This is a genomic window from Lactivibrio alcoholicus (assembly GCF_055390895.1).
Genome location: NZ_AP042471.1, coordinates 3,051,567 through 3,075,666 on the forward strand (window position 1 = coordinate 3,051,567; position 24,100 = coordinate 3,075,666).

Annotated in this window: 22 protein-coding genes; all 22 read left to right on the plus strand. The window is 56.0% G+C overall.

The window, feature by feature from the left end; genetic code table 11:
- The first annotated feature begins 93 nt into the window (after window positions 1-93).
- The 22 genes from groES to ACZ5IU_RS14130 all read left to right on the plus strand — a co-directional run bounded on the left by groES (window position 94) and on the right by ACZ5IU_RS14130 (window position 24,097).
- The gene (gene groES, locus ACZ5IU_RS14025; RefSeq protein ID WP_464418381.1) at window positions 94-384 is read left to right on the plus strand and encodes a co-chaperone GroES; all 291 of its coding nucleotides are present in this window, start codon (window positions 94-96) and stop codon (window positions 382-384) included.
- A 38-nt stretch (window positions 385-422) separates the two neighbouring features.
- A complete protein-coding gene (gene groL, locus ACZ5IU_RS14030; RefSeq protein ID WP_464418383.1) occupies window positions 423-2,054 on the plus strand; it encodes a chaperonin GroEL in 1,632 nt (543 codons plus the stop codon).
- 110 nt (window positions 2,055-2,164) lie between these two features.
- Window positions 2,165-3,697, plus strand: coding sequence for a glutamine-hydrolyzing GMP synthase (guaA, locus tag ACZ5IU_RS14035; RefSeq protein ID WP_464418385.1), 1,533 nt, complete (start codon window positions 2,165-2,167; stop codon window positions 3,695-3,697).
- Between the two features lie 136 nt (window positions 3,698-3,833).
- Window positions 3,834-4,895 (plus strand): AI-2E family transporter, encoded by a 1,062-nt coding sequence (locus ACZ5IU_RS14040; RefSeq protein ID WP_464421931.1) that lies wholly within the window; start codon window positions 3,834-3,836, stop codon window positions 4,893-4,895.
- Between the two features lie 139 nt (window positions 4,896-5,034).
- On the plus strand, window positions 5,035-7,038 hold the full coding sequence (locus ACZ5IU_RS14045; RefSeq protein WP_464418387.1) for a sodium-translocating pyrophosphatase: 2,004 nt from the start codon (window positions 5,035-5,037) through the stop codon (window positions 7,036-7,038).
- 81 nt (window positions 7,039-7,119) lie between these two features.
- Window positions 7,120-8,847 (plus strand): DNA primase, encoded by a 1,728-nt coding sequence (dnaG, locus tag ACZ5IU_RS14050; protein ID WP_464418389.1) that lies wholly within the window; start codon window positions 7,120-7,122, stop codon window positions 8,845-8,847.
- 51 nt (window positions 8,848-8,898) lie between these two features.
- Window positions 8,899-9,177 (plus strand): S4 domain-containing protein, encoded by a 279-nt coding sequence (locus ACZ5IU_RS14055; RefSeq protein ID WP_464418391.1) that lies wholly within the window; start codon window positions 8,899-8,901, stop codon window positions 9,175-9,177.
- Between the two features lie 42 nt (window positions 9,178-9,219).
- Window positions 9,220-10,500: a phosphopyruvate hydratase gene (gene eno / locus ACZ5IU_RS14060; protein ID WP_464418393.1), complete on the plus strand. Its 1,281-nt coding sequence runs from the start codon at window positions 9,220-9,222 to the stop codon at window positions 10,498-10,500.
- Window positions 10,501-10,543: 43 nt separating this feature from the next.
- Window positions 10,544-10,924, plus strand: coding sequence for a RidA family protein (locus ACZ5IU_RS14065; protein ID WP_464418395.1), 381 nt, complete (start codon window positions 10,544-10,546; stop codon window positions 10,922-10,924).
- 37 nt (window positions 10,925-10,961) lie between these two features.
- Window positions 10,962-11,588 carry a redox-sensing transcriptional repressor Rex gene (locus ACZ5IU_RS14070; protein ID WP_464418397.1) on the plus strand — a complete coding sequence of 209 codons (627 nt, stop codon included), beginning with the start codon at window positions 10,962-10,964 and terminating at the stop codon, window positions 11,586-11,588.
- A 144-nt stretch (window positions 11,589-11,732) separates the two neighbouring features.
- Entirely contained in the window at window positions 11,733-12,032 is a 300-nt protein-coding gene (gene yajC / locus ACZ5IU_RS14075; protein WP_464421933.1) for a preprotein translocase subunit YajC, read from the plus strand.
- Window positions 12,033-12,155: 123 nt separating this feature from the next.
- Window positions 12,156-13,535, plus strand: a complete 1,380-nt coding sequence (gene secD / locus ACZ5IU_RS14080; RefSeq protein WP_464418399.1) for a protein translocase subunit SecD — start codon at window positions 12,156-12,158, stop codon at window positions 13,533-13,535.
- A 15-nt stretch (window positions 13,536-13,550) separates the two neighbouring features.
- Window positions 13,551-14,420: a protein translocase subunit SecF gene (gene secF / locus ACZ5IU_RS14085; protein ID WP_464418401.1), complete on the plus strand. Its 870-nt coding sequence runs from the start codon at window positions 13,551-13,553 to the stop codon at window positions 14,418-14,420.
- 161 nt (window positions 14,421-14,581) lie between these two features.
- Window positions 14,582-16,027: a radical SAM/SPASM domain-containing protein gene (locus tag ACZ5IU_RS14090; RefSeq protein WP_464418403.1), complete on the plus strand. Its 1,446-nt coding sequence runs from the start codon at window positions 14,582-14,584 to the stop codon at window positions 16,025-16,027.
- An 18-nt stretch (window positions 16,028-16,045) separates the two neighbouring features.
- Window positions 16,046-16,471 (plus strand): LapA family protein, encoded by a 426-nt coding sequence (locus ACZ5IU_RS14095; protein WP_464418405.1) that lies wholly within the window; start codon window positions 16,046-16,048, stop codon window positions 16,469-16,471.
- Between the two features lie 183 nt (window positions 16,472-16,654).
- On the plus strand, window positions 16,655-18,124 hold the full coding sequence (locus ACZ5IU_RS14100; RefSeq protein WP_464418407.1) for a single-stranded-DNA-specific exonuclease RecJ: 1,470 nt from the start codon (window positions 16,655-16,657) through the stop codon (window positions 18,122-18,124).
- A gap of 13 nt (window positions 18,125-18,137) precedes the next feature.
- Window positions 18,138-20,453, plus strand: a complete 2,316-nt coding sequence (locus ACZ5IU_RS14105; RefSeq protein WP_464418409.1) for a RelA/SpoT family protein — start codon at window positions 18,138-18,140, stop codon at window positions 20,451-20,453.
- 4 nt (window positions 20,454-20,457) lie between these two features.
- Window positions 20,458-20,919 (plus strand): D-aminoacyl-tRNA deacylase, encoded by a 462-nt coding sequence (gene dtd, locus ACZ5IU_RS14110; RefSeq protein WP_464418411.1) that lies wholly within the window; start codon window positions 20,458-20,460, stop codon window positions 20,917-20,919.
- A complete protein-coding gene (locus tag ACZ5IU_RS14115) occupies window positions 20,910-21,551 on the plus strand; it encodes an MBL fold metallo-hydrolase (RefSeq protein WP_464418413.1) in 642 nt (213 codons plus the stop codon). The genes dtd and ACZ5IU_RS14115 overlap by 10 nt, the downstream gene beginning before the upstream one ends.
- Window positions 21,548-22,216 carry a JAB domain-containing protein gene (locus ACZ5IU_RS14120; protein ID WP_464418415.1) on the plus strand — a complete coding sequence of 223 codons (669 nt, stop codon included), beginning with the start codon at window positions 21,548-21,550 and terminating at the stop codon, window positions 22,214-22,216. The genes ACZ5IU_RS14115 and ACZ5IU_RS14120 overlap by 4 nt, the downstream gene beginning before the upstream one ends.
- A 34-nt stretch (window positions 22,217-22,250) precedes the next feature.
- Window positions 22,251-23,285, plus strand: a complete 1,035-nt coding sequence (gene mreB / locus ACZ5IU_RS14125) for a rod shape-determining protein MreB (RefSeq protein ID WP_464418417.1) — start codon at window positions 22,251-22,253, stop codon at window positions 23,283-23,285.
- Between the two features lie 23 nt (window positions 23,286-23,308).
- Window positions 23,309-24,097, plus strand: coding sequence for a rod shape-determining protein MreC (locus ACZ5IU_RS14130; RefSeq protein WP_464418419.1), 789 nt, complete (start codon window positions 23,309-23,311; stop codon window positions 24,095-24,097).
- Window positions 24,098-24,100 lie beyond the last annotated feature (3 nt).

The window sequence follows — 24,100 nt, forward strand, 5'->3', positions numbered from 1 at the left end:
CTCCTGAAGGTAGTATCTATCGCGTTCGATTAGCACTCCTTGTTACTGAGTGCTAACACATTTCGCAAAAACGTCTTGCAGGAGGGATTGTAGATGCATCTGAAGCCGCTTGGAGACAGAATCGTCGTCAAAGTCGTCAGCAAAGAGGAACGGACCAAGGGAGGAATTGTTCTTCCCGACACCGCGAAGGAGAAGCCGCAGGAAGGCGAAGTTATGTCCGTGGGCACCGGCAAGGTCCTTGAGAACGGCCAGAAGCTTCCGCTTGAGGTCAAGGTCGGCGATCGCATCATTTTCAGCAAATATGCCGGAACCGAAGTCAAGATCGACGGCGAAGAATACGTCATTTTCAGTGAACGCGACGTCCTTGCCGTTATCGAGAAGTAGCACACCAGACTCTGGAATCTTTCAAGGAGGGTATTCACATGGCAAAAATGCTTTCTTTCGGTGAAGAAGCCCGTCGCGCGATGCTTCGGGGAATCGATAAAGTTGCCGATACCGTCGGCGTCACACTTGGCCCCAAGGGGCGCAATGTCGTGCTCGAGAAGAAGTTCGGATCTCCGACGATCACCAATGACGGCGTGACCATCGCCAAGGAGATCGATCTCGAGGATCCGTACGAGAATACGGGCGCGCAGCTTTTGAAGGAAGTCGCCTCCAAGACGAACGATATCGCCGGTGACGGAACCACGACCGCAACGGTTCTCGCCCGTTCGATCATCCGTGAGGGAATGAAGAACGTCGCCGCCGGGGCGAACGGAATGCTCATGCGCCAGGGGATCGAGCGCGCCATCGATATTTGCGTCGACGAACTCAAAAAGAAAGCCATTTCCGTCAAGAACCGCGACAAGATCGCCCAGGTCGCCTCGATTTCCGCGAATGACAAGGCCGTAGGTCAGCTGATCGCCGAGGCCATGGCGAAAGTCGGCGAGGATGGAGTCATCACGGTCGAGGACAGCCAGACCGTCGGAACGACGCTTGAGATGGTCGAGGGGCTTCAGTTCGACAAAGGGTACATCAGCCCCTATATGGTTACGGATCCCGAGAAGATGGAAGCCGCGCTCGACGATGCCTACATTCTTATCCATGACGGAAAGATCAGCAATATCAAGGATCTCCTTCCGACGCTCGAGAAGGTCGTTCAGACAGGGAAGCCTCTTCTGATCATCGCCGAGGATGTCGAAGGTGAAGCCCTCGCGACGCTTGTCGTGAACAAGCTGCGTGGCGTCATGCAGGTTGCGGCCGTGAAAGCTCCGGGATTCGGCGACAGACGGAAGGCCATGCTTGCGGACATCGCTATCGTCACAGGCGGCCAGGTCATCAGCGAAGAAGTCGGAATCAAGCTCGACAGCGTCGATCTCTCAATGCTCGGACGGGCGAAGAAGATCCGCATCAAGAAGGAAGAGACGACGATCGTCGAAGGTGCCGGCAACAAGGACGAAATCAAGAAGCGCGCCGCTCAGATCAAGAAGGAGATCGAAGACTCCACGTCCGACTACGACAAGGAAAAGCTCCAGGAACGTCTTGCGAAGCTCGTCGGCGGTGTGGCGGTTATCCAGGTCGGTTCCGCGACCGAGACGGAGCAGAAGGAACTCAAGCACCGTATCGAAGACGCGCTGAACGCGACGCGCGCCGCGGTAGAGGAAGGAATCGTCGCTGGCGGTGGAGTGGCCCTTCTTGCCTGTTACGAGCCGCTCGAGAATTATGCCGCCACGATCGAGGGCGACATGAAGACGGGTGCGCAGATAGTCCTGAAGTCACTGACCGCTCCGCTTCACCTGATCGCCGATAACGCTGGCTTCCAGGGTGACGTCGTTGTCGAGAAGGTAAAGAGCCTGAAGAGCGGATTCGGGTTGCAGGCCGTGACCGGCGAGTATGTCGATATGATCGATGCCGGAATCATCGACCCCGTGAAGGTGACGCGCAGCGCTCTCCAGAACGCCGGTTCGATTGCCGCGATGGTTCTCACGACGGAAGCCATCGTTGCCGACAAACCGGAAAAGAAGGAGCCCGCGATGCCCAAGGGTGGCATGGGCGGCATGGAAGACATGTACTAGAATCAGGCAATCTGAAAAGCCCCCGCGAAAGTGCGGGGGCTTTTTTTGTTCGATCGGTTTTCTGCTATGATACGTTACGGATCCAGAAATGACGATACGGAGGAGATCCCGTGGAAAACATAATAATTCTCGATTGCGGGTCGCAGTTTACGCAACTTATTGCGCGACGGGTCCGAGAACTGGGAGTTCACAGCGAGATACTGCCGTGGGACGCCGAGGAAGGTCGTATCCGTGCGGGAAATCCTGTGGGGGTGATTATTTCAGGAGGGCCGCAGAGCGTGACGGAGCCTGACGCGCCGGATATCGACGACGTCGTCTTTTCACTGGACGTTCCCGTCCTCGGCATCTGTTACGGGATGCAGCTCATGACCCGGAAGTTCGATGGCCGCGTTTCGTCCGGTGCATCCAGGGAATACGGACGGATGCGAATCGGAAGGAGGCCGCGACCGTCGCATCTTCTCGATGGACTTCCCGATTCATTCGAGGTCTGGATGAGCCACGGAGACCATGTCGATCGAATTCCGGAGGGATTCGAGCTCCTGGCGGAAACGGAAGGACAGGTACCTGCGGTTATGGTGGATGAGGGGCGTGCTCTGTACGGCCTTCAATTTCATCCTGAGGTTGCCCATACGCAGCACGGGAACGACATCCTGTCGAATTTTCTGTTCCGTATCTGCGGATGCAAGGGAGACTGGGATCTCGGAGACTGGGTCGACAGAATGGTGCGGGAGATTTCTCAAACGGTGGGAGACGGCCGCGTTCTTTGCGCATTATCGGGAGGAGTGGACTCGACGGTCGCTGCCGTTCTAACATCGAAGGCCGTAGGCGACCGCCTGAGCTGCGTCTTCGTCGACAACGGCCTTCTCCGTCTGGACGAAGCCGCCTCCGTTCTCAACGGATATTCGAAACTCGATCTGAACGTCAGGTCTGTCGACGCTTCCGAACGCTTCCTGTCCGCGCTCAGAGGCGTTTCCGATCCCGAACGGAAACGGAAGATCATTGGCGAGACGTTCATTCGCGTTTTCGAGGCAGAGGCATCCTCGGTGCAGGATGCGCAATGGCTGCTTCAGGGGACGCTGTATCCCGATATCATCGAGAGCGGGCATAAGGGGAAGAGCGCTTCCGTAATCAAGAGTCACCACAATGTCGGTGGATTACCTGAGAACATGAGGTTCGAGGTTCTCGAACCTCTCCGCGATCTGTTCAAGGACGAAGTCCGGAAGATCGGGGCCTTACTCGGAATTCCGTCATCCATTCTTACGAGAAAACCCTTCCCGGGGCCCGGACTCGCGGTCCGGTGTCTCGGAGATGTAACGCGGGAGCGACTGGATGCCCTGAGAAAAGCGGATGCGATCTGTACCGATGAACTGTCCCTCTGGGAAGGCTATGCGTCGGTGTGGCAGGCATTCTGTGTCCTCTTGCCGGTTCGCACCGTTGGGGTCATGGGAGATTCGCGAACCTATTCCGAAGCCGCGGTCGTACGGGCAGTTGAATCGTCAGACGGAATGACTGCGGATTGGGTCCGGATTCCGTACGATATTCTCGATCGTATCGCCCGCCGGATATGCAACGAGGTCCCGGATATCAACCGGGTCGCACTCGATATCACGAGTAAACCGCCTGCAACGATCGAATGGGAATGACGGTTCGTTCCGCACGGTTCGGATGAAGCTGTAGCGGAATGCAGGAAAGGAGCGTGATTGTTTGCACAGTGAAAGTACTCGGGATGACAGAAAGATTCGCGGGTGGTTTATTCCGTTTTTTCTGACGTTTCTCCTTTTGGGGGCTCTTTCGTATTCCGTAACTCGGAATCTTCTTCAGCCGCTTGCGTGGTCCGCACTTTTGTCATTTTTCGTTCTGCCGGTATACAGATTCCTGAACAATCGGCTTCTCAGGGGACGGTATCCCAGCGTCGCCGCCACGATCACGAGTACTCTCGCCTTTGCGCTCGTCCTGATACCAGCCGTCATCATCGGCGTCGTTGCCGCGCGCGAGGGGATCCGCTTCTACGGTAGGATCGCGGACATTCTCGGGTCGATGACGCCGGGATCCACCTCCTATATTTCCGTCTTTGTTCCCGATGTGATTCTCGCGAAGGTTCAGCCGCTCCTCGACCAGTACCCCTACCTCAAAAACATGGTCGAACAGGTCGGAACGTGGGTTACATCCACGATCGCCGAAACGTCGAAATCCTTTCTCGGAAATGCGTTCAGTATCGTATACAATCTTGTCGTCATCATGGTCGCCTCGTTTTTCATGATACGTGATGGACATCTGATCGTCGATTACCTTATGGATATCATGCCGCTTCCTCTGAGAGAACGCGAGGCTTTTCTCTTCCGAACGAAGCAGATCCTTCAGGGCGTCGTATTCGGAGTCGTCCTCACCGCCGGCATTCAGGGAACTCTCGGAGGAATGGGATGGTGGTACGTGGGGTTGCCATCTCCGGTTCTCTTCGGAGCGATGATGGCGTTTATGGCCTTGATCCCCCTTGTAGGAACCCCTTCGGTATGGCTTCCCGGATCTCTGTACCTCCTGTATTCGGGCAATATGAAAGGGTGTATCGTCCTTCTTCTGTGGGGTGTGTGTGTCGTCAGCATGGTGGATAATTTTATCCGCCCTATTTTCATCTCCGAGGGTGGAAACGTGCATGTTCTCATCGTGTTCGTCGGAGCGCTCGGAGGCCTTGCCGCATGGGGATTTCTCGGAATTTTCCTCGGCCCTTTGAGTATCAGTATGTTCGTCTTTATTCTCGATAGTTACAGAAGAATGTGGAAGACCTACGTGGGGGAGAAAACCCCGGAGAGAGAGGCCGTTTCCACAAAAGAACGCAGAACGTGATCCTGGAAAAGCGGGGTGGTTGCGTATCGGTTGTTTTTGTGGAGGGAAATAACTATAATTGTTCCCGTTGTGTATTCTTCAGGCCCGCCCGAAAGGCAGGCAGTCTTGTTGTGAGTTTTCTTCCGGGGAGGTTTCATTGATGGGTGTGTTCGTTATCCTGCTTACCGTAGTTACGGGTATCCTGGCGCTGGCGTATGCGTTCAAGACGTACCAGAAAATCATGAGCTTCAATGTCGAAAACGATCGGATCGTCGAGCTTTCGGATATTATCCACAGAGGGGCAATGGCTTTTTTGTTTCGTGAGTATAAGTGGCTTTTCCCGTTTGTCATCGTCGTTGCCGGATTGCTCGGATGGCAGGTCGGTGTCGCTTCCGCCGTTTGTTTTGTCTTGGGAGCTCTCTGCAGCGCCGCTTCCGGTTTCTTCGGAATGATCGTCGCGACGCGGGCGAACGGAAGGACTTCATTTGCGGCGATAACGGGCGTCAATGAGGCGTTGGGGATTGCCTTCGGCGGTGGCAGTGTCATGGGGATGTCCGTCGTCGGAATAGGCGTTATCGGAATCGCGGTTTGTTACATGATCTTTCAGGATGCGAACATTATCACGAGCTTCGGCATGGGAGCCAGTTCGATAGCGCTCTTCGCCCGCGTCGGAGGTGGGATCTACACGAAAGCGGCCGACGTCGGCGCGGATCTCGTCGGCAAGGTCGAGGCCGGAATCCCGGAAGACGACCCGCGGAATCCCGCCGTCATCGCCGACAATGTCGGTGACAACGTCGGTGATATCGCTGGAATGGGCGCCGACCTTTTTGAATCCTACGTGAATTCGATCATTGCTGCAATGGCGGTCGGTATTTCCGTGTATGGCGGCCGCGGAGTCGTGTATCCGCTGATGATCGCAGCGGTCGGCATCGTTGCGGCTCTGCTCGGAACCATGTTCGTCAAGGTCGATGGATCCGGCAACAAACATCTTCAGCCGTACATCGAGAAGCTGAACCGAGGCGATCCTGCTGCGGCACTTCGGAACGGGACGTTCATCACCGGCGGCATCCTGATTGTCGTCTCTCTCGTGATTACGAAGGCGATGCTCGGCGATCTCAACATCTTCTGGGCGGTTGTATCCGGCGTTGTCGCGGGTGTCCTCATCGGCTTCGTCACAGAGATTTACACGTCGGGCGACTACGGGTCCGTCAAGCATATCGCACAGGCGTCCGAGACGGGACCGGCCACGGTGATCCTGTCCGGATTAGCGGTCGGCATGAAGTCGACGGTCATACCGGTATTCCTCGTGTGTGCGTCGATTCTCATCAGTTTCAAGTTCGGCGGACTGTACGGCATTGCGTGCGCGGCGGTCGGAATGCTCTCGATTACCGGTATGGCGCTGAGCGTTGACGCCTACGGCCCCATCGCGGACAACGCGGGCGGAATCTCCGAAATGAGCCACCTTCCGCCTGAAGTCCGAAAGATCACCGATAAGCTTGATTCCATCGGAAATACGACGGCAGCTATGGGGAAGGGACTTGCGATCGGATCTGCCGCCCTGACGGCGCTCGCTCTTTTTGTCGCGTTTGCCCATTCGGTCAAACTGACATCGATCGACCTTCAGGATCCGAAGGTCATGGCGGGGCTCTTCATCGGAGGTATGTTGCCGTTCCTTTTCAGTGCGCTTTCCATCGAAGCGGTCGGCCAGGCGGCGCAGGCGATGATCGACGAGGTCAGACGGCAGTTCCGCGAAATTCCTGGGATCATGGAGGGAACCGCACGGCCGGAATACGAGCGATGCGTCGATATTTCGACGGCTGCAGCCCTTAAGAAGATGGTGATTCCGGGACTCCTTGCGGTCGTTTCTCCTGTTCTGGTCGGATATCTTCTTGGCGCTCAGGCACTCGGCGGACTCCTTGGCGGTTCGATCGTGACGGGAGTCATGCTCGCGATTTTCATGGCGAACTCGGGCGGCGCCTGGGATAACGCCAAAAAGTACATCGAAGAAGGGCATCACGGCGGAAAGAAAACACCGCAACATGCCGCGGCTGTCGTCGGCGACACCGTTGGCGATCCCTTCAAGGACACGGCCGGTCCGAGTCTGAACATCCTCATCAAACTCATGTCCGTTATCGCTCTGGTATTGGCGCCTCTCTTCATATAGAAATCGAATACACAAAGACCCGTTTGGCGGGGGGAGGGACGGAGGTCCCTCCCCCCGCTCTTCATCGAAATGGGAGGGCTTATGTCCGATTCAGTGCAACGCGTCAAGGAACGTCTCGATATCGTCGAGGTCATCGGGGAATATGTCCGACTCCGGAAGGCAGGGAAGAACTACCAGGGGCTGTGTCCCTTTCATTCCGAAAAAACGCCTTCCTTCTCGGTATCCCAGGAGAGGCAGACCTATCATTGCTTCGGATGCAACAGAGGGGGGGATGTAATCAGTTTCGTCATGGAGATTGAGGGACTCGATTTCCCATCGACGCTGGAGATGCTTGCGGAAAGAGTCGGAGTCGAACTCCCGAAGCATGAAAAGAGAGAGACGCGTACACTGACGGATGTCATGGAAGCGACGTTGCGCTGGTTTCGCGACCGTCTCAGGGATCGCGAGGGAGAGGTCGCTCGTGCATATCTGAAACGACGGAATTTCGCGTCTCCGGAAATCCTCGATCGGTTTTCCATAGGATGGGCCCCATCATCCTGGGATGGGCTCTGGAGTTTCCTGCAGAAAAACGGAGTGTCCTCGAAGGATGCAACTGATTGCGGTCTTGTAATGCAGGGGAAGCACGGTGTATACGATCGTTTCCGCGGACGAATCATCTTCCCGATCAGAGATGGCTCCGGGAGGCTCGTGGCGTTCGGCGGACGCATCATCGACGGAGAGGGCGCGAAGTACATCAACAGTCCCGAAGGGGTTTTGTACAGCAAGAGGAAGACGCTCTATCTCCTCAACGATGCCAAGCAGTCGATCCGGGAGAAGAAACGTACCATTCTTGTCGAAGGGTACATGGACGCTCTTCGTCTCCAGACGTGTGGGTATTCCGAGGCGGTCGCCTCACTCGGAACGTCACTGACCGAAGAACAGGCGGAACAGCTTCATCGCCTTGCCGACCGGTGCCTCATCTGTTATGACGCCGATGCGGCGGGACAGGAAGCGACGATCCGGGGCATGTATATTCTCCGGAAGGCAGGACTTTCGGTTTCCGTTGTCAGGATCCCCCTCGGCAAGGACCCCGACGAACTCCTCCAGACTCCGGATGGCCTCTCTCTATTTGATGCGGCCGTGCAGAACGCACTCCCTCTTGTTTCATACCACATAGCGATGCGTCGGGGAGAACTCGACTCTCCGGAGACGAGGAAACGGGCGACGGACGATATTATTGAGACGTTGAGATCGCTTGGACCTGTGGATGCTGAATGTCACATCGCAGAGGCCGCGAAGGCTCTGGGAGTTTTTCCGCACGTTCTCAGGTCGCTTCTCGCCGCTTCTGTGCCGGGCCGAAAAGAATCGGAAACGGACGCAATGATGGCGAAGGGAAAGAGTTCCGGTCCGAAAAAGACGGAGGCGTATCCGCACATGGAGGCCGCGCTCTGCTACATGCTCTGGCGAGACGCAGCGAGACGGCGTGACTGCGATCCCGGCCGACTGTTGGGACTCCTGTCACATGAAACGGTGCGCAATGTCGCGGAGGCGATTCTTTCGGGGTCATCTCCACAGGATCTCGAATCCCAGTGGCTTTCGATGGGCGAGAAAGTACCTCTGAACGTTCTTGCGCTCGGAGGAGAGGCTTCGGAAGCATTCGGCGGTTGTGACGGATGGAATATCCTGCTTGCCGAACTTGGGCGCCTTCGCGATAAAAGGGAGTATGAACTCCTCCGGGAGTCAATGCAACGCGGCGTTGCAACAGCGGACGGAATTAAACGTTTCGGCGAACTCGGTGCCGCTCTCAAGCGAACGGGAAGGAGCAATTGAAATGAGAAGCGATGTTTTGCTATACTCTTCCGGGTTTGTGTCTCTCTGAACATGATACGAATTGATCTGTTTCTGAAGCTATCCCGTCTCGTCAAAAGACGGACGATTGCGCAGGAAATGGTGGAAATCGGAGCGGTCAGGATCAACGAGCGCTCCATAAAAGCGGCTTCTCCTGTTCAGAGGGGAGATATCGTCGATGTTGCCTATGCAACGCGTCTCGTACGTATCCGCGTTCTTGAGGATGACGAGCCGCGGCTCAGAAGAGCCGGGATCATCGCTTTTGAAGTTATCGAGGAACGGAAAGTCGATCCGGCGACGCGGCCGTGGTAGGAACGATTGTTTTCCGCAGGGCGGAGAGAAGGGAGGAAGTTGATGAGTTCTATTATCGGCGTTCATGGTCGGGAAATACTTGATTCCAGGGGAAACCCGACCGTAGAAGTCGAAGTCTGGACTGAGGATGGTGTTCTCGGGCGAGCGTCCGTTCCTTCCGGGGCGTCGACGGGATCTTTCGAGGCAATCGAGCTTCGCGACGGTGGAACGAGATATTGTGGCAAGGGAGTCGTTGAAGCGCTTTCCTCCGTCAACGATACGATAGCCCCTGAGATTGTCGGCATGGACCCTTCTTCACAGGAAGAAATCGACATGGCGATGATCGATCTCGATGGTACTGCGAACAAGTCAAGATTGGGAGCCAACTCCATTCTCGGCGTTTCGCTGGCATGTGCCCGCGCGGCTGCCGTCGAGCAGGATGTTCCGCTCTGGTCCTATATCGGTGGTCTGGGGCCCTTCGTTCTTCCGACGCCTCTCATGAATATCGTGAACGGCGGGGCGCACGCCGATAACACGCTCGATATTCAGGAGTTCATGATTGTCCCCGCAGGCGCTCCGGATTTTCCCGAGGGATTGCGGACGGCAGTTGAGATCTATCATACCCTCAAGGGGATTTTGAAGAGAAGGGGACTGAGTACCGGTGTCGGAGACGAGGGAGGCTTCGCCCCGAACCTCGCGACGAATCGTGAAGCACTTTCACTGATCGTGGAGGCGATATCGAAGGCCGGGTATGAACCCGGCAGGGATGTTTTTCTCGCTCTCGACGTAGCGGCGTCCGGGCTCTACGGTAGCGGCGTCTACACATTCGAAGGAGAGGCGCGGAGATTTTCCCCTGAAGAACTCGTCTCCTACTATGAAGATCTGGTTCACGAATTCCCGATAGTTTCCATCGAAGACGGAATGTCGGAAGAAGATTGGGATGGATGGTCACTTCTTACGGGACGTCTCGGAAAGAAGATCCAAATAATTGGAGACGATCTGTTCGTTACCAACCCCGATCGTCTTTCTCGTGGAGTTCGCGAAGAAATTGCGAACTCGATTCTCATCAAGCTCAATCAGATCGGAACGTTGACGGAAACATTGCGTGTCATCGACATGGCTGTCCGGAACGGATATTCTCCAGTTATTTCACATCGTTCCGGCGAAACGGATGATTCATTCATAAGCGACCTTGCGGTCGCCACGGCTGCCGGACAGATAAAGACCGGCGCTCCGGCACGAATCGATCGGGTCGCGAAATACAATCAGTTGTTGCGTATTCATGAAGAACTGGGCGAAAAGAGCGTTTATGCCGGAACCTCACGCATCCGCTGTGCGCTCTGACACTGTCTTTTTTGCCGAAAATATCCTGATGGAGGTGTTTTGAATGAAGCGTATCGTCGCAACAAAATCCGCCCCCGCCGCCGTTGGCCCGTACAGTCAGGCGATCGTCGCCGGTGATTTTGTTTTCTGTTCGGGGCAGATTCCCATCGATCCGGAAACCGGCACGATGGTTGCCGGAGGATTCGCCGAACAGACGGATCAGGTGTTGAAAAATGTCAGTGCTCTCCTGGCATCCGAAGGACTTTCACTCCGGAATGTCGTCAAGGCTACCGTATTTGCGACGGACATGGGAGCATTCCCTGTCGTAAACGAGGTTTACGCGCGTTTCTTCACGTCAGAGCCGCCCTCGCGCTCATTCGTTCAGGTTGGAGCCCTGCCGAAAGGAGCACTTGTGGAGATCGAGGTCATTGCGTATAAGGGGTAATGAAGGCGGGCGTATTCTGGGACGGAGGGCGGAAAGCATGAGAATTGCCGAGCCGACGGTGGAGCGTCTTGTACAGTACCATCGTCTGCTGGAACAACTCTCCTCTGAGGGAAGAAAAGTCGTTTCCTCGCAAGAGATCGGTCAGATGTTATCGCTCAAGGCAAGTCAGGTCCGGAAGGATCTGTCGTACTTCGGCGAAATCGGAAAACGAGGCGTCGGATACCACGTCGATCGCCTGTTTGAACATGTGAGTGAAATTCTCGCATCCCCGAAGAAGTGGCCGATCGCGCTCGTCGGAGTCGGGAGATTGGGCGAGGCGTTGCTCGGACATCGGGCTTTCAGGAGCGAGAAGTTTGACATTCAGGCACTCTTTGATATCGCTCCGGAGAAGATTGGAACGAAAATCATGGGAATCCCCTGCTACCACATGGATTCCGCGGCGGACGTTATCCGGAAGCTGAGTATCCAGGTAATCATCCTGACGGTTCCCTCCTCTGTTGCGCAGTCGTGTGTGGACAATCTGACATCGGTCGGCGGTGTACGCGGAATACTGAATTTCTCTCCCGTTTCTATCGTAACCCCACCCGACGTTCTCGTTTACAGTGTGGATATCTCCGTCGAACTTGAAAAGCTTCTCTTTTACCTCAAGGATTGCGAAGAGTGACCCTTTCCCCGGGTGGATGGTACAATAAAGCGCCAAATATTGCGGACGGCAGCATATCGATAGAGGAGGCGTGTGTCTTTGAATCAGCAGCAATGCGGACAAATGGCTGGAGGTCAGGGAGGAGCGCAGGGGGGCATTCTGGGAATGCTGTTCCCTTTGGCTCTTTTCGTTCTCATCTTCTACTTCTTCATTATCCGCCCGCAGAAGAAGCGGCAACGGCAGCATGACGAGCTTCTCGCGTCCATGACGCGCGGTGATCAGGTAGTAACTGCGGGAGGTTTCTTCGGAGTCATACGGGAAGTCAAGGACGACAGTTTCATCATCGAGATTTCCGATGGCGTCAAGGTCCGGATCCTCAAGAGCTCCGTATCGAGCAAGCGTTCGACGGAGGCGCCGAAATCATCGGGAAACGAACCCGCGAAAGAAGAAACTCCTGAGAAATAAGCTCTTTGCAATTTAGAGGATCTGACAGATATAGCGGCGTCGGGCGTCCGCTATATCTGTTTTCCTTATTGTATTGTTATGTGCGTCCATTCTATATGCAGTTCTCGTGAGGAGGAATTTGGGATGCTGAGAAAAGACCGATGGCGGCTAGGAATCGTTTTTTTCGTAGTCGTGGCCGCCCTCGTCGCAGTTTTTCCCGTCAACGGGAGAATCAAGCTCGGTCTTGACCTGAAAGGCGGAGCGCATATCGTTCTCCAGGCGAAAGGTACTCCGGAAAACCCGGTGAATGAGGACAGCCTGGCGCGTTTGCTCGCTGTGCTCCGAAACAGAATCGACCAGTATGGCGTCGCGGAGCCCGTCATCCAGCGACAGGGGCGAGACCGTGTAATCATCGATCTCCCGGGTGTTCAGGATCCTGAAGCGGCGCTCGAGCTGATCGGAAAGACAGCTCTTCTCGAGTTCCGCAAGGTTCTCGAAGCGACTCAACCGGTCCCGCCCGGACCACAGCGCAAGAATTACGGAAGCGACGACGAATTCAATCAGGCGAAGAAGCGTTGGGATGCCGCGAAAGCGGACATCGACGCGCAACGCGATTCTCTGAAAAAAAAGGCGAATCCGTTCGAGGGGATCATCGTCGCTTCGGATGCAGACGGAAGAGCGTTTCTCCTCGGCAAGGCCCTTGTCAGCGGGAAGCATCTGAAAGATGCGAAAACTTCCTATGACAATATCGGACGTCCGGTCGTCACTCTCGCATTCAACTCCGAAGGGGCGGATCTCTTCGACAAGGCGACTGCAGATAACGTCGGAAAGCAGATCGCGATCGTTCTCGACGGTCTGGTCGTTTCGGCGCCGGTTGTTCAGGAGCGAATCAGCGGAGGGAACGCTCAGATTTCCGGCAGATTTTCTGTACCCGAGGCTCAGCGCCTTGCCATCATGCTTCGAGCTGGCGCACTTCCGGTATCTGTCGAAGTCATCGAGAACCGCTCGGTCGGTCCGAGTCTGGGAGCCGATTCGATCCGTTCGGGGCTCCGCGCCGGACTTCTCGGTGCAGTGCTCGTGTTTCTCTTTATGCTCCTGTACTATCGCTTCCTTGGGCTCGCGGCCGACTGCGCGCTTGCCGTCGCCGTCCTTTTACTGTTTGCGGGAATGATTGCGGTCAAGGGAACGCTGACAATGCCCGGAATCGCGGGTATTGTTCTGACGATCGGCATGGCGGTGGACGGTAACGTACTCATCTACGAACGGATGAAGGAAGAACTTAGAGCCGGAAAGACGCGCCTCGCCGCGATCGATGCCGGATTCAAGAAAGCCTTGACGACGATTCTCGATTCGAACATAACAACCCTGATTGCGGCTGCGGTTCTCTATTACTTCGGCAGCGGTCCGGTCCGCGGCTTTGCCGTGACACTCAGCATCGGTATCGTTTCGAGCGTTTTCTGTAACGTCGTGGTGACGCGGGCACTGCTCCAAGTCTTCTCCGGCGTACGGACGCAGCGGTCCTGAAGAGGGGGAGAGGACATGAAAACGACACGTTTCGATTTCATGGGGAAACGGCGTCTCGCGCTGACGATCAGCGCGGTTTGTATCTTGGCGAGCCTGATCTTTCTTATGGTTCGCGGTTTGAATCTCGGGATCGACTTCACCGGGGGAAACCTCGTTCAGGTGGAATTCGAGAAGGATGTATCCGTTGCAGACGTTCGGAACGCACTTGCGAAGACGAATCAGGCGAACTCGGTCATTCAAGCCTACAGCTCCAAAGGCGTCATCATAAGGATTGTCGCCGACAAGGAAGACGATCGCAAGGTGCTCGCCGAGACGTTAAAGACCTCCTTCCCAGGGGCAAAGATCGTTCGCTTCGAGAAAGTCGGCCCGGTCGTCGGATCGGAACTCCGTCAGGAAGCCGTCATTGCCCTTTGCATCGCACTTATCGGCATTCTGCTGTACATCACGGTCCGATTCCAGTTCCGTTTCGCGGTGGTCAGCGTCCTTGCCCTTGTGCACGATTCGGTTATCACGATAGGCGCCTTCAGTCTGACGGGTATGGAAGTGTCATCGACATTCATTGCGGCGATTCTGACGATCGTCGGATATTCGCTGAACGATACGATCGTTGTTCTCGACAGAGTTCGCGAGAACTGGAAAGATGTGAGGAATTCAGGGCTCCTTTCCGTTCTGAACGCGTCGATCAACGAAACTCTCTCGCGAACGATCAACACCTCGCTGACGACGCTTCTTCCCGTTCTCGCCCTTTTCTTCATGGGGGGGCCCGTGGTCCGTCCGTTTTCTTTTGCAATGCTGATCGGAATCGTGGTTGGAACATACAGTTCGATTTTCATCGCCGCTGCGCTGCTGGCGGAATGGTCAATCCGCTCACCGCAGAAAGCCTGACAGGGATTCTGCCTTTCTGGGGACGGGCATGAAGTTCATGCCCGTCCCTTTTTTATACAGGATCGTCGGGTTTACTTCGGAAGAACTGGAGAATAGAATGATTCCGGCATCGCTTGGTTTTTTCGATACGCGACGTGGTCATGACGGAGGAGATGATGCATGTGACCATTTCATTGATCGACAAAGCCGGGGGATTCGTGTCCCGGAAAATTGCAGAAAAGGTTCTGCGCCTTGCCGCTGAAGAGCGGGTGGAGGAACTCTCTTCGCTCTTCCGGTTTATTTCCGGCATTGCTCCGGCCAAGTACCACAGGGAAAGTTTCTCACTTCTCGCCGATATGATCGACGCAGATGATCCCTTCGTTGGAGTTGTCAAGAGAGTTGCGCGCGAAGCGAACCCGCGATGCCTCGAAAAGCTCGTGCACAATCTCGTCGTCAATTTCATGGTACTTGGACGCGGGACCCGGGACCGAAGAGAACGGGAACTCGGAGTCCACCTTCCGAACTTTCTCGTAATCAGTCCTACGATGAAGTGTAATCTCAACTGCCGTGGTTGTTACGCAGGGCAGTACGATACGAGAGCGGAGCTGTCCTTCGATGAACTCGACAGGATTCTGACGGAAGCGAAAAATCTCGGGATGTTTTTCTTCACGTTCACGGGGGGAGAAGCATTTACGCGAAGGGATCTTCCCGACCTCTGGCGAAAACATGACGATTGCATCTTCCAAGTTTATACGAACGGGACACTTATCGATGATTCCATGATCGGGACCCTCGCTGAATGCGGTAACGTCCTTCCAATGGTATCCGTCGAGGGAGGAGTCCGAGAGACTGACCTGCGGCGTGGAAAAGGAATCTACGATGCCGTTCTTGCCGCGTTTCGACGGATGAAAGATGCCGGAATCATTTTCGGTTTCAGCGCGACGTTTACGAATGTATCTGCTCCGTACCTTTTGAGTGACGATTTTCTTCAGACGATGATCGGATTGGGGTGTATGGTAGGATGGTTCTTTCAGTACGTTCCGATCGGTACGAAACCTGATGTGTCCTATATGGCTTCACCGGAGGACCGGGTCACCCTGCACCGAAAGGTAACGGAATGGAGGAAAGACCGACGTTTCCCGATCTTTCTCGGTGATTTCTGGAATGACGGTCCGTTCGTTGACGGATGTATGGCCGGCGGTGAGCGATATTGGCATATCATATCTGACGGGCGTGTCGAACCGTGTGTCTTCGTTCCGTTCGCTGTCGATTCCGTTCGCGAGAAGAGCCTTGTCGAGATCGCGCGAAGCCCGTTTTTTACGGCCATCCGCAACGCGCAGCCGTATGACGACGACAACCTCCTTCGTCCCTGTCTGATCCTGGATCACCCGGAGATCCTGCGCACGCTCGTCGATGCGTATGGAGCGCAACCGTGTCACAAAGGTCTGGATGCGATCCTCCGCGGCCCCTGCGCCGACGGGCTCGATCGATATTCGAAAATTCTTGCCGATCTGTACGATCCGGTCTGGTCGCGCGGTGAGCGGGAACGATACCTGCGAAGTCTCGAACGGGAAGATAAGTCGTATTTTCTTGACAAGATTCAAAAGCACTTGCCAGTAACGAAATAAAACAAGGAGGAGAAGCGAATGAGAAGCTACACGGTGGCGATTGCCTTTGCCATGCTGCTCTCCGCGATTTTTTCCTATCAGAATCCCGGTGACGTGACCGTCCGTTTTTTCGTGTGGACCAGGCAGATACCCCAGGGGGTCTGGGAGGTGTCTGTCTTTGCGGCCGGATGCGTCCTGATGTGGATCGTGTCCGTTTCCGCGCATATCGAGGGACGAGGCCGATTCCGGAGGGTTATCCGCGAGCAGGCCGACCGTATTGCACGCCTTGAAGAAGAACGTGCAGATATTCTGAAAGCCATACGGACGACTCCCGACGTTCTGGATCGCGCGCCCTTCGTCGTAAAGGAGCATGGAGAGTCTGAGACGTCGGGTATTGTCGAGGCGGAAGAGCCCGCGGAGGCGGAGGAAGAATTCCATTCTTCCCCCGAAAGCCAGGGAGGCTAGGTGCCGTCTTTTTGCGAAACGTCGCGACTCAGGGTTTATGCTCCGGGCCCGTTTTCGCTGACGTTGGAGAAAACGCTCCAATGTTCACCGCTCGTCGCGGCGCTTCTTGAAATGCGGGGATTCGATTCCGAGGGTGAAATCGATCGGGCTCGGGCCTGGATCAGCCCGAGCCTTGATTCTTTGATGGACGAGGTCGATCTTGGAAAGGGAGCCCTTCTCGCGAAGGAGGAATGGCTTTCCGTTCCCTCTTTCGGAAATGTCGTCGTTTACGGAGACTACGATGTCGACGGAATTTCGGCTACTGTCCTCGCCGTAGAACTCGCGAAATACAAATCCCGCGAAGTGCGCTATTTCATCCCGGAGCGTCACAGCGAGGGGTATGGCATCCATCGGCGCGTCGTTTCTTCTCTCGCGGAGATGGGGTGCAATACGCTTATTGTCGTCGATTGTGGCACAAAGGACGGCATCGTCCTCGAGGAAGCATCACGCCAAGGGATCCGGGTCATTGTCTTCGATCACCATACGCCCGGCGAAGTTCCCCCCTATAGAGTGACGGTCAACCCCCAGATTGATGGAAACGCCGCGGGAAAGCGACTGTGCGCCGCGTCCCTCCTCTGGGCGTGGGCCTGGATTTTTGAAATCGTTCCACGGAGTCGTCTGAGCGCCTTGTCGGATCTTGCGGCTCTTGCGACTATTGCTGACTGCATGCCGCTCGACCTGATGAACCGTGCGATCGTTCGTTCCGGAATCTGCAGGATACGGCACTCTCCACGTCCCGGAATCATGCGCCTGATCCGTCGTCTCGGACTCGAACTCCCGAACGTGAACGAGGAACACCTCGCCATGAAGGTGATTCCCTGTCTCAACGCTGCAGGGCGACTCGAATGCGCCGATACCGCCGTGAATGTGATGCTTGGCGCGTCCGGCATGGAAGAGGATATCGAGACACTGATCGCCCTGAATCGGAAACGGCAGACGATTTCAAGCCGTCTCGCGCAGGAGATCGGTATGCAACGCGAACGCGAGGGTGCCCGGGTCCTTTTCGGCGAAGACTGGCCTATCGGGGTTCTGAGCGGAGTTGCCAGCCGCCTCTGCAACGAAAAGAGCACGCCGATCGTCCTTGCCGCTCCGACGAACGGATCGGTTCGGGGGACGTTGCGTGTGCCGGAAGGCGGAAACGCGATGGAAATTCTCGATACGGTATCAGGAGACCTGCTCGCCTGGGGTGGACACAGATATGCCGCGGGGTTTTCAGTTTCCAGCTCTCTGTGGAATTCCGTCCGCGACAGACTCGAAGGGCTTCTCGAAACGGTGCGGATCGTACCTCCCGCCGTTTCGGCACTTGCCTGGAATCCGGCTGATATCACCCTCGATGAATGGGAATCCGTCGGGTGCATCGCACCGTTCGGCACGGGCAACCCGTGCCCGTTGTTCTTCTTCGAAACCTGCGGGAACGAACGGATCTTCCCCCTCGGAAAGACCGGAGAGCATGTTCGTATCGATGTCGATGGAGTATCGCTACTCGCGTTCAACGGCACATCGCTTGTCGACCGTGACGACGTGTCCGGCTATGTTTTTCATCCGAGGATCGATATGTGGCGCGGAAGCCGCAGGATTCAGTTTATTCTCGATCACGTCGTCGTCGGGAACTGAAGGATGATAGGCCATGGTTGACCTTCTCGGAAACGTAGGGGAAATCGAACGGATCGATTCCGACGAGCAATCGGATGAATCCCTTCAGATTGACAGAAAGGATTCTGCGCGACTGCGCGACAGTTACCTCGGACGATTGCCCGAAAGCGAACGGACCATTTCCGTCAAGTTTGCGTGGCACGAACTGTGGTCGAAAGGCGTTCATTACCTGAAGCGCGAAGAGCTCATGAAACTCGGAGAAGCTCTCGTGCTGGCCGCGCAGTCCCATGGCGAACAGAAACGATCGACGGGGGATCCGTATATCGTCCATTCGATCAATGTCGCGTCGATCCTCTCCGATATGCAGCTCGACATCGATACGCTCGTAGCCGCGATCCTTCACGACGTTCTCGAAGACACGGATACGTCGAAGGAAGCTATAGCGAAAGACTTCGGCAACGATGTCGTCACGTTGGTGGAAGGTGTGACGAAGCTCGGAAAGCTGCCTTTCAAGAGTTTCGAGGACTACCAGGCCGAAAACCTCAGGAAGATGTTCGTCGTTATGGCAAAGGATATCCGCGTGGTGCTCATAAAACTTGCAGACAGACTGCACAATATGCGAACCCTCGGAGCCCTGCGGCGGGACAAGCAAATACGCATCGCCAAGGAAACGCTCGAAATATACGCTCCGCTCGCGCATCGGCTCGGAATTTATCAGGTCAAACGCGGACTCGAGGATCTCGCGTTCAAGTACTCCGACCCTGAAATGTATTATGAGATCAGGCGCCGTGTGAGAACGAAACTTCCGGAGCGTGAAACGACCGTCCGGAAGGCAATGGAGATCCTTCAGCAACGTTTGAAGGAAGAAGGTATCGCGTGCAAGGTCAAGGGGCGAGCAAAGCACTTCTACAGTATCTTTGAAAAGATGAACCGAAAGGGGTTGCCGGTCGAGCAACTCTATGACCTCCTTGCCCTTCGGGTTGTCGTCGATTCCCTTGCGGACTGCTACACGGTGCTTGGAGTCGTGCATACGATCTGGAAGCCCATTCCCGGTCAGTTTGACGACTACATCGCGAACCCGAAGAGCAATATGTACCAATCTCTCCATACGACCGTCGTTGGTCCGACCGGCGAGCCTCTCGAAGTGCAGATCCGAACGTGGGAGATGAACAGGCTCGCGGAGTACGGCATTGCGGCGCACTGGCGATATAAGGAAGGCGGATCGGAACGTGACGACCTCGACGCGAAGCTGACATGGATCCGTCAGGCCATCGAGGGCGATCACGAAGGGGCCGATCCGTCCGAGTTTATGGAACGACTCAAGGATGATGTCCTCACGTCCGAAGTTTTCGTGTTTACGCCGCAAGGGAAGGTCGTGTCTCTTCCAAAGGGCTCAACCCCGATTGATTTCGCTTTCGCAATCCATACGCAGGTCGGGACGCGATGCGTCGGCGCGATGGTGAACAACCGGATCGTTCCGATGAGTTACGAACTGAAAAACGGAGAAATAATCAAGATTATCACCTCGCCGCAGGGAGTTCCTTCGAGAGACTGGCTCAAGATTGCCCGAAGCGGCAAGGCCAGGGGAAAGATCCGCGCGTATTTCCGGCAGATCGAGAAAACCGAAAGAATCGAGAAGCTGCAACGCGGCAGAGATCTTGTGGAAAAAGAGTTTCAGCGTCGGGGATCGCAGCCGCTGTTTGCCGACGAGGATGTTGTGGCTCTGCTCAACCGGGTTGCCAAGGACATGGGGCAGGCCAACGGCGAGGATCTCCTTGCGGCGATCGGATCCGGAGCGCAAAGCCCGAGCATTGCCGTTCAGAAAGTTATCGCGAAAATGCAGCAGAGCCTCCCGTCCGCAACCGGTGCGACCGATTCCGTGCTCGAGAAGCATACTTCCGGGAAAAAAGTCGAGTCGGAAGTCATCGTCGAGGGCGCGGAAGGGGTTCAGGTCGTTCTTTCGAGTTGCTGTCAGCCGGTTCCGGGAGATACCATCATCGGATATTCGACACGGACGCGCGGGATCACGATTCACCGGATCGACTGCCGGAACCTGAAGAACGCTCATCCGGAACGCTCGATCGAAGTCTCCTGGGGTATGATCCCGATGAACAAACGATACATCGCGCGGTTAAAACTCGACGCGACCGACCGAAGCGGCCTTTTCGCCGACATAGCCCAGGCTATCATGGCGGCGGAGGGCGGTATCGTGGGCATCAAGGCGAGTGTCGTCGGTGGCAACATCGCCCGGATGAAAGTAGAGATAAAAGTTCGAGATATCGAACATCTTTATGCCGTGATCGCGCGTCTGAACGCCGTGAAGAACGTCATAGAGATCACTCGGGGGTGAAACAGTGCGGGCTGTCGTACAGCGGGTTTCCTCGGCGTCCGTATCGGTTGAAGGACGTTCTGTCGGACATATAGGTTCCGGGTTGTGCGTCCTTCTCGGAATTCGCTCGGGAGACGGGGATCGTGATGCCGAATGGATCGCGGAGAAACTGATCAATCTCCGGATTTTCGAGGATGAAAACGGGAAACTGAACCTGTCGCTTCTGGAAACAGGCGGAGAAATGCTGGTCGTTTCGCAGTTTACGCTTTATGGTGACTGCCGGAAGGGGCGGCGTCCTTCGTTTATCGGAGCCGCGCTTCCCGATGCCGCGAATGTCCTTTACGAGAAGGTCGTCGACTGCGTCCGTTCCAGAGGAGTGAGCGTCGCTACGGGAGTGTTTCAGACGCACATGGTCGTCTCTCTCTCCAACGATGGCCCGGTGACGCTGATTGTCGATTCGCCTGCGGGTGACCCCGAATGCGCATAGAACGTTTTCCGCTCGGTCCGCTCTGGACGAACGGATATCTCTTCTCGGATGGAGACGGAATTTCCTTTTTTGTCGATCCCGGCGGAGATCCGGAGGACGTCATCTCGAACATCCGGCAAAAATCGCTTACTCTGAAGTTGATTCTCCTTACGCACGGTCATGTCGATCACGTCGCAGGAGTTTCCCGGCTTGCGGAGTTCACCGGAGCGGAAATTGCCATATCGGCCAGCGACGCGTCCATGCTTTCCGATCCTGACGAAAGCCTCTCGCGATGGCTTGGTGTTTCGTTGTCCCCGGTGCGTCCCGGACGTACCGTATCCGACGGGGACGGGTTCTCCGTCGGAAGGATGACACTCTCGTTTCTCGCGACGCCGGGGCATACTCCCGGAAGCGTCTGCATTCTTGTCATGGATGGGGATGAACAGGTTCTTGTCTCAGGAGACACCCTCTTCGCAAGGAGCGTCGGCAGGACGGACCTCCCGGGAGGGGACTCCGACGCTCTGGAGAAATCCCTCGGAAGACTCGCGTCGTTTCCCGATGATTTGCGGGTTCTGCCCGGCCATGGCCCCGAAACCACGATCGGCGCGGAGCGCCGGGCGAATCCCTTCTGGCCGGATGGGGGGAAGGGATGAAGGGACGGTCGCTTCCATCCGCTGAGATGCCGCGGGAGCGGCTTCTTCGGGAAGGTCCCCAAGCGCTTTCTCTCGTGGAACTTCTTGCGATTCTGCTCAGGACGGGGAATTCGAAGCAGAATGTCCTGGAGCTCTCGGAGGAACTCCTTTCGGAATTCGGCGGCCTTGGAGGACTTTATCGCGCGACTCTCGGAGAACTGCACCGTATACCCGGAATTAAGAATGCGAAAGCGTGTTCCCTCGTTGCGGCCATGGAACTGGCAAGACGGGTGACGGTCGAATGCGGCGAAGAAAAAGCCCCTGGTTTTGCGGAGAGAATCGCGTGCTGGAGCACTCTGCTCGCCCACGAGGAACGGGAATTCGTCATCTTTCTCTCGCTGGATTCGAAGGGAATCGTGATTGACGAGAAAAGGATATCGTACGGAGGTTTGGATGGCGCGTTTGTGGATGTACAATATCTGTTGCGTCGTGCCGTTCGTCTGGACGCGAAATCGGTCGTGCTTCTCCACAATCACCCCGACGGGTCGTTGTTGCCAAGTGTCGAGGATCGCGTTCTGACGCGTCATGTAAAGGATCGTTTGTCCGTATTGTCCATAGGTCTTCAGGGGCATTATATAGTCGCGAAGGGGCGGTCCGTAGCGATCCCCCCGGACTGTGAAAGCTGAAGGTGGTATTGTTGTGTTGAGAGCGCTCTCTGGTATGTTCGGAGCAGATGTCGGAATCGACCTCGGAACCGCGAATATCGTTGTCTTCGTTCGCGGCAAGGGGATCGTTATCAATGAGCCTTCAGCTGTGGCCGTCAGAAGGAGGCCCAAGGGGGGGCCGAGCGAGATCATCGCGGTCGGACGCGAGGCGAAGGCAATGTCGGGGAAAACGCCGACCGGCGTAACCACGATATGGCCGCTGCAGGACGGCGTCATTGCGAATTTCGATATGACGGAGGAACTGATCCGTCATTGCCTCCGGTACGCGAGCGGGGGACGCTTTTTTCTCTCGCATCCGCGTGTCGTCATCTCTGTTCCGGCAGAGGTTACCGAAGTCGAGAGGAAAGCCGTGATCGACGCGACGCTTGGCGCTGGGGCGAAAGAGGCCTATGTCATCGAAGAACCGGTTTCGGCTGCACTTGGGGCGGGAATGCCGATTCAGGAGCCGAAGGGAAGTATGATCCTCGATATCGGCGGAGGGACAAGCGAGGTCGCGGTTCTTTCTCTCGGAGGGATCGTCGTCACGAATTCTCTCCGCGCAGCCGGAAAGGACATGGATAACGCCATTGTCGCGATGCTCCGGCAGCGCTATGCGCTCTTCATCGGCGAGACGACGGCCGAAGAGGTGAAAATCCAGATCGGATCCGCGCTTCCTCTCGAACCGGAGCTCGAGATGGCCGTCAAGGGACGCGATCTCGCGGACGGACTTCCGAAAGCGGATATCGTCACATCTGTGGAAGTCCGAGAGGCGATCGATCCGATCATTCTCAGGATCGAGGACATGGTCAAGGTCGCGCTCGAACAGACGCCTCCCGAACTCGCCAAGGATATCGTCGACCAGGGGATTATCATGAGCGGCGGCGTTTCGCAGCTGCGTGGGCTTTCTGAGCGACTTTCCCGTTCCCTCAACACGCCGGTCATCGTGGCTGAGGATCCGCTTTTTGCCGTCGCCCGCGGAGTTGGAAAGATTCTGGACAATCTCGACGTCATGAAAAGGGTTCTGATGTCGGTCGAGAAGGGGTCCAGATAATCTTGTGACGGAGACCGCGTCCGGTGCGACTCAAGACGCTGGGAACTGACTGGATCCATGGATTTGTCGCCCTCGTGCTGAGTGTGTTGTTGCTTGCGTTCGCACCGCACAGGGAGCTTTTGCGCGACCCCGTAACGCTTATTACTGTTTTGCTTTCGTACCCCGAGACGCCGGCCGCCATACTTCGAGATGGCTTCCGAAGCGGGGCCGCATGGTTCGCCGAAAGGAAAAAAATCCTGGATCGGCTGCAATATCTTGAGGAAGAAAACGTGCGTCTCGGACTGGCATCGCACATGGCAGGCGCGCAGACCAGTGCGATCAAGCGTCAGCTTGATATGGCCATTGAGGATTCCAGGGTCGTTTTTCGCGCGCCGCAGGCGTGGTGGACCGAGGTGCTGATCGACAGAGGGCTGAAGGATGGCATCCGCCCCGGTACGCCGGTTCTGCAGAAGGGGGCGCTTGCCGGGCGCACCACAGTCGTCGAGAATTCTTTTTCGTGGGTGGAACTGATAACGTCCTCCTCTCTGATGGTTCCAGCTGTCATTGAAGAGACGCGCGATCTAGGCGTCGTTGCCGGAGACGGACAAGGCAGCGTCTGGCTCCTGTTCATCCCCGAGGGACGCGCGGTTCGTCCGGGGATGACGGTAAGCACCGCCATGATCAGCGAAATTCTGCCACCGGGAATCGCGATAGGGAAACTCTCCTCCCAGACACGGACTTCCGATGGAGGGTTTGTTTCGTATCGTCTCGATACGGGGGCTTCCCTGTCGCTTCTGTATTCTGTAAGCATCCTGAGACCAAAACCGAGGTAAAAG